This window comes from Bacteroides neonati (genome assembly GCF_000499785.1).
Taxonomy (GTDB): domain Bacteria; phylum Bacteroidota; class Bacteroidia; order Bacteroidales; family Bacteroidaceae; genus Bacteroides; species Bacteroides neonati.
The window spans coordinates 320,645-333,114 of the sequence record NZ_HG726019.1 but is presented as its reverse complement, the minus strand read 5'-3'; the positions used below and the strand labels follow the sequence as shown (position 1 = coordinate 333,114).

Sequence of the window (12,470 nt, the reverse complement as noted above, 5' to 3'; positions counted from 1 at the left end):
ATGACATTTACTAGTTAAAACCTCTAAAACGAAAGGCGAGTATGCGGTTAAATCGCCAAAAAACAAGTACTTTTGTCAAAACACTCTATTATGAAAAAAGATATTTCACGATTTATAGGTATAATAATGTGTTGCATACCCGTTGCGACATTGGCCCAGACCAGTGAAAAAATCACATCGCCCGTCAACTTATATAAAGAAGGCCGCCAACTCTTTTTACAGAAAAGTTACGCCGCTGCAGTTCCACCTTTAAAAGCGTTCATGAGCCAACAGCCATCAGACGAAATGCTTCGGATGGATACAGAGTATATGTTGGCTTGCGCAGCTTACGAGCTGAAAGATAAGAACAGAATTGCTCGTTTGCGCAGCTATCTCGATGAATTTCCCGATACGCCCTATGCCAACCGCATCTATGCGCTCATGGCCGCCGGCTATTTTTATGAAGCAAAATATGATGAAGCATTGGCTTTATTCAACTCCTCTCGGCTCGATTTACTGGGCAATGAAGAGCGAGACGACATGACTTACCTGCTCGCCACCTCGTACCTGAAGGTAGGCGATATAAAAGAGGCGGCTATCTGGTTCGAGACGCTAAGAGCCAGCAGCGGGAAATATGAAACCGACTGCACCTATTATCTTTCGTACATCCGGTATACACAGAAACGATACGATGAGGCACTGAAAGGCTTCCTCTCGCTACAAGACAACAGCAAGTACAGAGCATTGGCTCCTTACTATATCGCCGAGATTTATGCAGTCAAAAGAAACTACGACAAAGCAGAAATCGTTGCTCAAAATTATCTTTCGGCCTATCCGAACAACGAACATTCGGCGGAGATGTATCGCATTCTGGGTGATTCATATTATCATATGCACCGCTACCAACAAGCCGTAACTGCCTTTCAGAGCTATCTGCAACAAGACAGCAAGCCTCGGCGTGATGCCTTGTATATGTTAGGACTGGCCTATTTTCAAACAGGTGTTTATTCGAAAGCAGCCTCCACATTGGGCGAAGTAACCGCACCCAACGACGCATTGACGCAAAATGCATATCTACACATGGGACTCTCTTATCTGCAACTGGCCGAAAAGAATAAGGCACGCATGGCTTTCGAGCAAGCAGCAGCCTCCGATGCCGATAGGAAAATAAAAGAACAAGCAGCTTATAACTATGCGCTATGCATTCACGAAACCTCCTACTCCGCCTTCGGCGAATCGGTTACTGTCTTTGAGAAATTCTTAAATGAGTTTCCGAACTCTTCGTATGCCGATATGGTGAGCAACTACCTGATAGAGGTATACATGAATACCCGTAGCTACGAAGCAGCATTGAAGTCGATCAGCCGCATTGCACAACCGGGCAAACGCATTCTGGAGGCGAAGCAAAAAATACTGTTTCAACTGGGTACGCAAGCATTCGCCAATACACACTTCGAACAAGCCATCGACTATTTCAACCAGTCGATCAACCTGGGGCAATACAACCGGCAAACGAAGGCCGATGCACTGTACTGGCGTGGTGAATCGTACTACCGCCTCAACAGAATGCAAGAGGCAGGTCGTAACTTTACAGAATACCTGCAACTAACGCAGCAAACAGACAATGAAATGTATGCATTGGCACACTATAATTTAGGGTACATTGCCTTTCATCGCAAAGACTATGCAGAGGCGCAAAACTGGTTCCAGAAGTATGCACGTCTGGAAAAAGGAGAAAACAATGCTGCGCTGGCTGATGCCTACAACCGTATAGGCGATAGTTACCTAAACACCCGTCGGTTCGAAGAAGCCAAACATTACTACGCACAGGCCGAAGCCATGAACACTTCATCGGGCGATTATTCGTTCTATCAACTGGCACTGGTATCGGGATTGCAAAAAGACTATGCCGGAAAAATTACGTTACTCAACCGTTTGGTAGGCAAATATCCGAACTCTCCTTATGCCATCAATGCTATTTATGAGAAAGGTCGTTCTTACGTATTGAACGACAATAATACTCAGGCCATCACTGCATTCAAGGAGCTGTTGAGCAAGTATCCCGAGAGTCCGGTAAGCCGCAAGGCAGCCGCCGAAATAGGATTGTTGTACTATCAGAATGAAGAGTATGCCAAAGCCATCGAAGCATATAAGCACGTGATACAGAAATATCCGGGTAGCGAGGAGGCACGTTTGTCTATGCGCGATATGAAATCGATTTATGTAGATATGAACCGTATCGATGAGTTTGCGGCATTGGCCAATTCACTACCGGGCAATATCCGCTTCGAAGCCAGTGAACAAGACTCACTGACCTACATGGCTGCCGAAAAGATTTATATGCGTGGTCGCATTGAAGAGGCTAAAGCGAGCTTTAACAAATATGTGCAGACATTCCCCGACGGAGCATTCGGGCTTAACGCCAACTATTATTTATGCCTCATCGGTAAAGAGCAGAAGAACTACGATATGATTCTGCTTCACTCGGGACGTTTGCTGGAGTATCCCGACAATCCATTCCTCGAAGAGGCGTTGATACTTCGTGCCGAAGTGCAGTTTAATCAACATCAATTTGCCGAAGCACTGAAAAGTTACCAGCTATTGAAAGAGAAGGCGATCCAGACCGACCGTCGCTTGCTGGCCGAAACAGGTATGTTGCGCAGCGCCGCTTTATTAAAAGATGATATCGAGGTAATACATGCCGCCACTGCCCTACTGGCCGAAGCCAAACTAAGCCCTGAGCTAGCCAACGAGGCTCTTTATTATCGAGCCAAAGCTTATTTGAATCAGCAAGCAGAAAGCAAAGCCATGACCGACTTAAAGGTATTGGCCAAAGATACCCGTAACCTGTATGGTGCCGAGGCGAAATTCCTCGTTGCCCAACAGCTATACAATGCCAAAGAGTATGCGGCAGCCGAAAAAGAATTGTTGAACTATATCGATCAAAGCACTCCGCATACCTATTGGCTGGCACGTAGCTTCGTACTCTTATCGGATGTATATGTAGCGATGGGCAAAAACCTCGATGCACGCCAGTACCTGTTGAGCCTTCAGCAAAACTACACCGGCAATGACGATATCGCGAATATGATCGAGAGCAGACTGAAAAACCTTAATAAGTAATGAAGCGTATGAAATGTAACTATTATACCTTAGTGGGCCTTGCCCTGATCGCACTTCCTACATGGGCGCAGCAAAAAAATCAGACTCATGCCAAAGACAGCACCGTAAACCGAACCGTTGTGGTGGAGCAAGAGTATAATCCGGACATTCTGGATGCCTCGAAAATCAACGTTCTGCCAAGAGTAGAAGAGCCTGTAGTGGGTAAAAAAGAGGTGGAATATGCCATAACACCTGCTCCGTCGGCTTCGATTCCGATCAATCAAATGCAAGCATACATCGGGCAAGAGGTACAACCCAAAACGCAACCGGGATATGTGAGGTTGGGTTACGGAAGTTATGGTAACCTCGACCTATTGGGCAATTATCTTTTCCGCCTCTCGGACAAAGACCGGCTGAACGTAAACTTCAAGATGGACGGGATGAATGGCGAACTGGATGGAGAATCGGAAAAGTGGGATGCCTTCTACTACCGCACCCGTGCCAACATGGATTATACCCATCAATTTGGAAAGGTCGATCTGAATCTGTCAGGAAACTTCGGCCTCAGCAACTTTAACTACCGACCAAACAGCATCAACGGTAAGCAGAAATTCACATCGGGCAGTATGGAAGTAGGTGCACTATCGACTGACGAAACGCTACCCGTACAATTCAATGTTTCGACTGGCCTGCTGCTCTACCAACGCCAGAAAAACAACTCCTTTACCACGTCGCCGCAAGAGACACAGATAAAGACTCAAGCCAACGTATCTGGCAGTATCAGCGATGAGCAAAGCGTTCATGTAGCACTGAGCATGAACAACATAATCTATAAAAATATTGATTTTGAAAATTATACCGCGCTGGGACTGAATCCTTATTATGAGCTCGACAATGATAGCTGGCTATTGCACTTGGGTGCAAACGTAGACATGTCTTTCGGTTATGGTAAAAGCGTGCGTGTATCGCCCGACGTAACAGCCCAATATGTATTCTCGGATAGTTATATATTGTATGCGAACGCAACGGGTGGTAAACAAATCAATGACTTCCGCCGACTGGAAAGACTGTCTCCCTATGGTGATTTTGCCACATTGGTATTTCCGAACGAGGTAAGTGCCCCCGTGCCCTATTCTCAGCAACTAGCCGATACCTATGAGCAGCTCAATGCTGTCGTAGGATTCAAAGCAAGCCCTTTCCCGGGAGTTTGGTTCAACATTTACGGTGGTTATCAAGACATCAAAGATCTCATTTACAATGACGTTACCACTCTTGCTTTCGGGCAGGCAAACGCTCACAACACTTACATCGGCATCGAAGCGAGCTACGATTATAAAGACATCGTCTCTCTGTCTGCAACCGGTAAGTATCGTAATTGGAGCTCAGAGCAGTCAATGGCACTATTAATACAACCCACAACCGAATTTACACTCAATGCCGATGTTCGCCCGATCTCTCCGCTTACATTAACTATGGGCTACCAATATATCGGACGAAAGAAAGAAATGGATAATCTGGAGAAGTTGTCTCCGGTTAGCAATCTTTATATCGGAGCAACTTACCACCTTTTCAAGGGAGTATCAGTATATGCCCGCATCAATAATTTGTTGAATAAAGATTATCAATATTATCTGGGATATCCAACCGAAGGAATCAATTTCTTAGGAGGATTGAGCTTCCAATTTTAACATTTCAAAACAAAACCATAAAATGCAGCGATGGTAGATAACATATCGGTTATCCACCATCGCTGTTTGATTTATTTGGTATAAATCATTCTCAACTCTCCCTCATTCATAGTATGGATTTACCATAAACATGGTATTTCTGAACAACTCAAACTCCGCTACCTTTGCCCAATCATTAAAAAGCGTGAAACATTGTAAACAAAACAAGGAGAAAGTTAGAATGAAAAGGAACGATTATGTTAGAAAGATTTTATTAATAGGTATATTGATATTGATCGTAAGCGGGTTAAGTGCACAAATAGTAGTAAAGGGGCAAGTAATTGATAAAGAGAACGGTGAGTCTATGCCTTTTGCAACAGTAGTCGAAAAAGGTACTACCAACGGAGTAGCAACCAACAATGAGGGCTTGTTTGAATTAACTGTATCAAGCCCTACAAGCCTGCTAACCGTATCAACACTCGGCTATCAGACACAAGAGGTTAAAGTGGCAGCCAATAAAACACTCCATATCATTCTTGAACCAGATCTTCTTCATTTAGAAGAAGTAGTCGTTACGGCACTTGGCATATCAAGAGAGAAAAAAGCATTAAGCTACTCAGTACAAGACATCAAAGGCGAAGAACTAAACAAGTCGAAGCAAACAAATGCCATTGGACTTTTATCCGGGAAGGTAGCAGGTCTGCAAGTCATCACATCCGGGGGGGCATTAGGTGGTTCGAGCCGGGTATTGGTGCGCGGTGTAAGCTCTTTGCTAGGCAACAATCAACCGCTCTACGTAATAGACGGTACTCCGATTGATAATGCAGAGTTAAGCAGCAGCACTACCGCACAGGGATACGGAGATAAGGATTATGGAAATACAGCAGCCGATATTAATCCCGACGACATTGAAAGTATGTCTGTCTTGAAAGGAGCTTCGGCCACTGCCCTATACGGTTCGCGAGCCAACAATGGGGTCATATTAATTACGACCAAAAAAGGAACAAATAAAAATAAAACAGAAATTACATTAAGTTCGGGCATCAGTTTTGATTCTCAACTCCGTCGTAATTTCCCTAAAATGCAAAAGCTATACGGAGGTGGAGCAAGCAATCAGCAAACATTCAATCAAGTAATTATCAACGGACAAGAGTACAATGTACCGGCCTATGCTATTGATGAGAGTTGGGGGCCCAAATACAATGGGCAACAAGTACTTTCGTGGGAAAACCTATATCCGGAAGATACGAATCAATATCTTAAAACCAAAGAATGGAAATATCCCGAACATGATTTGATGTACTATTTCAAAACCGGAGTAGCATTTGATAATAACATTTCAATACGAGGGGGAAATGAAATTGCCAACTTTCGTGTATCTTACTCTAATCGTACAGCTACAGGTACAACTCCCAACTCAAACCTGAGTCGGAATAGCCTGAATCTTAGCGGTAGCGTAAAACAAGGACATTTTCTGATTACAACAACACTCAACTACATAAATACAGCCGTAAAGGGACGTCCTTGGACAGGTACCTCCAATCGCAATGTAATGACACAGGCCTATTCATGGGGACAAAATCAAGTCGATTATAAAGAGTTATCGAACTATCGTCGAGCAGACGGTTCACAACGCCTCTGGAATGTAACTTCATGGAATAATCTAAATCCGAAATACATTGACAATCCTTACTGGGCTTCTTATACCAGCTATTCTGACGAGAAAAGAGATCGTATTTATGGAAATGTAGGACTGGAATGGAATATCCTAAAAGGACTGAAGGTTATAGGAAAGATACATGGAGACATCTATACCAATTCGCTTGAAGATCGAATTGCAGTATACTCACGAACAACATCCAAATATGGAGAGAATATCCAACGGTTTCAAGAGTTTAACTACGAAGGAATACTGCATTACAATACAGATATCAAAGAATTTGGAATTGCTGCATTTATTGGAGCTAACCTGATGCAACAGCATCGCAACCTTAATTATGCAGAGACACAAGGAGGACTAATTACCCCTGAGTACTATAATCTTAACAACAGTAGTAGCGTGATAAATACGGATAAAACATATAGAAAAGGAATACGCTCGTTATTCGGTAGCCTCAACTTTGGGTGGAGAAGTATGCTTTTTGCAGATATAACGTTCCGTAACGATTGGTCATCAACCTTGCCTGCGGGTGATAATTCTTATTACTATCCGTCATTCTCCGGTAGTTTTATCTTTTCAGAATTAGCTCCTTTACAACAGATGAGGTGGTTATCCTTCGGAAAAATTCGATTAGGCTGGGCACAGGTAGGTAATGACACTGATCCCTATAGTCTTACACGTACATACGAATATATGGGTAGTTCTTTTGCCGGAGCCCCGACCTATGGTTTGGACAAAACACTGAATAACGCCAACTTGAAGCCGGAACTGACAACCTCTATCGAAGTGGGGTTGGAGCTAAAATTAATAAAGAACAGATTAGGTATTGACTTGACGTATTATAATAATCGTACAAAGAACCAGATTATGCAGGTTCCTTTAGCAGCTTCGAGCGGCTATGTGAACCGTTGGATGAATGCCGGCGAAATCAGTAATAAAGGGATTGAATTAGTGATATCGGCCAGCCCTATACAAACAAGAGACCTACAGTGGGATATCATTGTAAACTGGTCAAAGAATACGAACAGAGTAGAAAAACTGAACGATCAGTTACAAACAATACAGATCGCCTCTTCATTCATTAACTTACATGCAGCGGTAGGAAAGCCATATGGTGAACTAACCGGATTCAATTATGTATACGATCAAGAAGGCAATAAAGTAGTGGACAGTAAAGGGGTCTATGCAAAAACGGCTCAAACGGAATCGCTCGGTAGCATACTGCCCGACTGGCTGGGAGGTATCAGAAACAATTTCCGATACAAGAATTTTGATCTTGGCTTCATGATAGATGTACGTAGTGGTGGCAATTTTTACTCCGTCACCAATCAGTATGGAATGTATTCCGGTACATTGGAAGCCTCAGCGGCAAACGGCATTCGCGAAAAGGGTCTTATATTGGATGGAGTTCAAGGAGACATCTCCTTTCATCCGGACGGAACTTATGAGGTAACCAATACACGTAAAAACGATGTAACGGTATCGGCATTCGACTGGGGACGATCACACAGCCGAGGTGTTCAGGCACAAAATGTATTTAGCGCCTCGTACATCAAACTACGCGAAATTAATGCCGGATACACCATACTTTTAAAGCAGCAAACAGTACTCAAAGACTTACGGGTTTCTGCCTTTGCAACCAATGTATGGGCACTATGGAAAGCCTCCAAATCTTTTGACCCCGACTTTACCCAGAGTTCGGGAAATATTCAGGGACTAGATGGAGGAAACATTCCTTCTCCAATCACTTATGGATTTAATGTTAGTGCTAAATTTTAATAAAACAACTAAGTTATGAAACAGATATATAAATACTTCTTTCTTTTCAGTCTATCTTTCTCTTTGGCTGCTTGCGGTGATTTTGACGAAATGAATAAAAATCCGAATAGCCCGCAAACCGTCCCGACACAATCGCTTATTTCTTATGCTGAAAAAAGCTTGGTGAACGCGGTGCGCTCTACGACTTTATCTATCAGTGGAGCCAATCTCTATGTTCAATGGCTGGCAAACAATACTTATACAGATACAGATCGGTATTATTGGCTGAGCACTACCGGGAATAGCCCTTGGAGCGACCTCTATCTGGTACAAAATAATCTGGATGAGATCATTAGTCTTAACAGCGATGAGTCAACTCGATTACAAGCAGCTTTAAATGGAAGCAATAATAACCAAATAGCAGCAACACGTATCTTGAAAGTATGGGCATATCAGATTATGACGGACAGCTGGGGGGATATACCTTACAATTCTTACAGCGGCAAAAACCCTTCTTTCGATGCGGGAGGAGCGGCCAATAATATCATTTACCCTCAATATGCTTCGCAAGAAGATATCTACTTGGATCTATTGAATGAGCTAAAAGAAGCCTCAGAGCAGCTTGACATCAATCAACCCACATTTATCAAAGGAGATGCTATTTATCAAGGAGATGCATCGAAATGGCAAAAATTTGCCAATAGTCTGAGCCTTCGTGTGGCTAATAGAATACGTCACCGATCGGAATCTGCGAATAACCGTATAAAAGAGATTATCAGTAACCCTGATAGATATCCTATATTCAAAAGTAATGCAGACAACGCAACTTTGGCCTACGAAACAACTGCCCCTAATCAGGCACCTTTCTATGTAGCTACCATTTTAGCTAATCGTAACGATTATGCTGTTAGCAATGTTTTAATCGATTTTTTGAAAGGAGAGAAAGGACCTTTTCAGATAACAGATCCTCGCTTAGAGGCCTATGCTCAACCTAATATCGAGGGGGAGTATACTGGACAAACTTATGGTTTAGATGCATATACTGCAAGCCTTGGAAATCCTAACATGGTTAGTAAGCCAGGAAAAGAAATCTATAAGAGTAACTATAAAGAAGTCCTGATGGAATATTCGGAGGTGGAATTTATTCTGTCTGAATCTAAAAATTGGGCTCAAGAAAATTATGTAAACGGCATACGGGCTTCTATGCAAAAATGGGGAGTTGAAGAGAGCTTGATCAATCAATACATCAGCCAGGTAGCACCAGCCAATGCTGAAACTGTACTTAGCCAGAAATGGGTGGCTCTTTTCATGCAGGGTGCAGAAGCGTGGGCAGAATACAGGCGTACGGGATATCCTGATTTTTTAGTCAAAAAAGGAGATGTTATTTGGAGAAAGACGATTGACGGACAAGAGGTTATTAAAAGATTTGATCCTATCGGAATAAATACGCTACCGGCTCGCCTACTGTATCCCAATAGCGAGATTGAATTAAACACGCTTCAATATCAAAAAGCAATCAACCGACAAGGTGCAGATGAATTAACAACACAAGTATGGTGGAACAAAGTATTGGTCTTCTCAAAACCTAATAAAAAGTAAATCATCAGCAAGTATCCAGATTTCCTGCAAACAAAACAGAAAAGCTTGAACTGGATACTTCCTTTGAACATGATTCGATAGAAAGAACATTTTTATGCCAACATGGTTTTATTCAAACTAAACGAAGTGCTATAAAAAATCTTTTTCGTTAAAAAAGTAGAGATTCTCTTTATATTATAAGGTGGAGATAATGATTTTTTCTACTTTTGCGAGCGAATTTGATAATGTAAAAGAGTAGGTGTTGAAAAAGACACCATTCTTTACATCTATACTAAAGAAAGAATCATGCAGAAAAACCTTGTCATTGTCGAGTCTCCAGCAAAAGCGAAAACCATTGAGAAGTTTCTTGGGAAAGACTTCAAAGTCCTCTCAAGCTACGGCCATATACGAGACTTGAAGAAGAAAGAATTTAGTATTGACATTGCTCAAGACTTCAAGCCCGATTACGAAATCCCTGTGGATAAAGAGGAGCTCGTTAGCAAACTGCAAGCCGAAGCTGAAAAAGCCGAGACCGTATGGCTCGCATCCGATGAGGACCGCGAAGGAGAAGCCATTGCATGGCACCTTTATGAAGTATTACACCTAAAGCCTGAGAATACAAAACGAATCGTGTTTCATGAAATTACAAAGACTGCGATTCTGAAGGCTATTGAACAACCTCGTGAAATCGACATCAACCTGGTCAATGCACAACAAGCACGACGTATCTTAGATCGCATCGTTGGATTCGAACTTTCTCCCGTTTTATGGAAAAAAGTAAAACCTGCTTTATCGGCCGGACGCGTTCAATCAGTAGCAGTTCGTTTGATTGTAGAACGCGAGCGCGAAATACAAGCATTCAAGAGCGAAGCTTCTTACCGCGTTACGGCTATCTTCCTCGTACCCGATGCAGATGGAAAAATGGTAGAGATGAAAGCTGAATTGGGTCGTCGCCTTAAAACAAAGAAAGAAGCGCAAGCCTTGTTGGAAGCTTGTAAAAATGCAAACTTTACCATCGAAGATATTACCACTCGCCCCGTGAAAAAGAGCCCTGCAGCTCCATTCACAACTTCTACTTTGCAGCAGGAGGCTGCTCGTAAATTAGGCTTTACCGTGGCACAAACCATGATGGTAGCACAGCGACTGTATGAATCCGGTTTCATCACTTATATGCGTACCGACTCGGTAAATCTTTCAGAATTTGCCACCGAAAGTAGCAAAACGGTAATTACCGACATGATGGGTCAGCAGTATGTGCATGCGCGTCACTTCGCTACCAAGACCAAAGGAGCACAAGAAGCGCATGAGGCCATCCGCCCCACTTACATGGAAAACCCAACAGTGAATGCACCGGCACAAGAAAAGAAATTATACGATTTGATCTGGAAACGCACCATTGCCTCTCAAATGTCGGATGCCGAACTGGAGAAAACAACGGCAACCATCGGGATCAGCGATGTAAACGATGCGTTCACGGCTGTCGGAGAGGTTATCAAATTCGACGGTTTCCTTCGGGTATACAGAGAGTCGTATGATGACGATGCAGAACAAGAAGACGAAAGCCGCCTGCTCCCCCCATTGAAGAAGGGACAAGTGCTCGTACATCAAGGAATCATGGCTACGGAGCGCTTTACTCAACGTCCGGCACGCTATACCGAAGCCAGCTTGGTACGCAAACTCGAAGAGCTGGGCATCGGCCGCCCCTCTACCTACGCCCCCACCATCTCTACCATTCAACAACGCGAATACGTAGAGAAAGGAGAAAAGGCAGGCGAGGAACGTTCATTCGACACCTTGACTTTAAAAGACAATAAAATAACCGATATCACCCGTACCGAAATTACCGGAGCCGAGAAGTCTAAACTATTCCCGACAGATACCGGAACGGTAGTCAATGATTTCTTAACCGAATACTTTCCGGCTATCTTAGACTATAACTTTACGGCAAGTGTAGAAAAAGAGTTTGACGAAGTGGCCGAAGGTGAAAAGGCATGGACAGCCATCATGAAGAATTTTTATGAAGGTTTCCATACATCTGTAGTAACGACACTGGCCATCAAAACCGAACGTAAGGTAGGTGAGCGTTTGCTCGGTGAGGAACCGGGTACCGGCAAGCCTGTATCAGTTAAAATCGGACGATTTGGGCCTGTAGTCCAAATAGGTAGTGCCGATGACGAAGAGAAACCGCGCTTTGCACAAATGAAGAAAGGTATGTCGATGGAGACCATTACCCTCGAGGAAGCAATGGAACTCTTCAAGCTGCCACGCAAGTTAGGCGAATATGAAGGCAAAACTGTCACGATCGGAGTTGGTCGTTTTGGTCCTTATATTCAGCACAATAGCAAATACGTATCATTGCCCAAAGACCTGGACCCGATGGAAGTGACCATGGAAGAGTCGATTGAGCTTATCTTGGCCAAGCGTGAAGCAGAAGCCAAGAAACACATTAAAAGCTTTGAGGAAGCCGAACTAGAGATTCTGAACGGCAGATACGGTCCTTACATTACTTATCAGGGTAGTAACTACAAGATACCTAAAGATGTAGTTCCACAAGACTTGAATCTGGAAACCTGTCTTGAAATCGTAAAGTTACAAGCTGAAAAAGCTGCTACTACTCCGAAGCGAGGACGGTATGCAAAGAAGAAGTAATTTTACCAAAACAATACTGACTAGTAGTAAAAGCATAACAACCCTCTATATAACAAACGTGGCTGCAATTCAAATGA

Annotated in this window: 5 protein-coding genes; all 5 read left to right on the top strand. The window is 43.2% G+C overall.

The features are described 5' to 3' along the window. Positions 1 to 90: 90 nt before the first annotated feature. The 5 genes from TY03_RS01210 (at position 91) to topA (ending at position 12,393) form a co-directional block, all read left to right on the top strand. Entirely contained in the window at positions 91 to 3,102 is a 3,012-nt protein-coding gene (locus TY03_RS01210; protein ID WP_042366611.1) for a tetratricopeptide repeat protein, read from the top strand. A gap of 8 nt (positions 3,103 to 3,110) precedes the next feature. Continuing rightward, entirely contained in the window at positions 3,111 to 4,769 is a 1,659-nt protein-coding gene (locus TY03_RS01205) for a TonB-dependent receptor (RefSeq protein ID WP_042367255.1), read from the top strand. 220 nt (positions 4,770 to 4,989) lie between these two features. Next, complete coding sequence (locus TY03_RS01200; protein ID WP_042367253.1) at positions 4,990 to 8,187, top strand: SusC/RagA family TonB-linked outer membrane protein; 3,198 nt, start codon at positions 4,990 to 4,992, stop codon at positions 8,185 to 8,187. Between the two features lie 15 nt (positions 8,188 to 8,202). Further along, positions 8,203 to 9,765: a SusD/RagB family nutrient-binding outer membrane lipoprotein gene (locus TY03_RS01195; RefSeq protein WP_042366609.1), complete on the top strand. Its 1,563-nt coding sequence runs from the start codon at positions 8,203 to 8,205 to the stop codon at positions 9,763 to 9,765. Between the two features lie 285 nt (positions 9,766 to 10,050). Next, a complete protein-coding gene (gene topA, locus TY03_RS01190) occupies positions 10,051 to 12,393 on the top strand; it encodes a type I DNA topoisomerase (RefSeq protein ID WP_042366602.1) in 2,343 nt (780 codons plus the stop codon). Positions 12,394 to 12,470: the final 77 nt, after the last annotated feature.

Coding starts and splice junctions, on each gene's coding strand:
- TY03_RS01210 (WP_042366611.1), top strand. CDS start 91: ATGAAAAAAGATATTTCACGATTTATAGGTATAATAATGTGTTGCATA.
- TY03_RS01205 (WP_042367255.1), top strand. CDS start 3,111: ATGAAATGTAACTATTATACCTTAGTGGGCCTTGCCCTGATCGCACTT.
- TY03_RS01200 (WP_042367253.1), top strand. CDS start 4,990: ATGAAAAGGAACGATTATGTTAGAAAGATTTTATTAATAGGTATATTG.
- TY03_RS01195 (WP_042366609.1), top strand. CDS start 8,203: ATGAAACAGATATATAAATACTTCTTTCTTTTCAGTCTATCTTTCTCT.
- topA (WP_042366602.1), top strand. CDS start 10,051: ATGCAGAAAAACCTTGTCATTGTCGAGTCTCCAGCAAAAGCGAAAACC.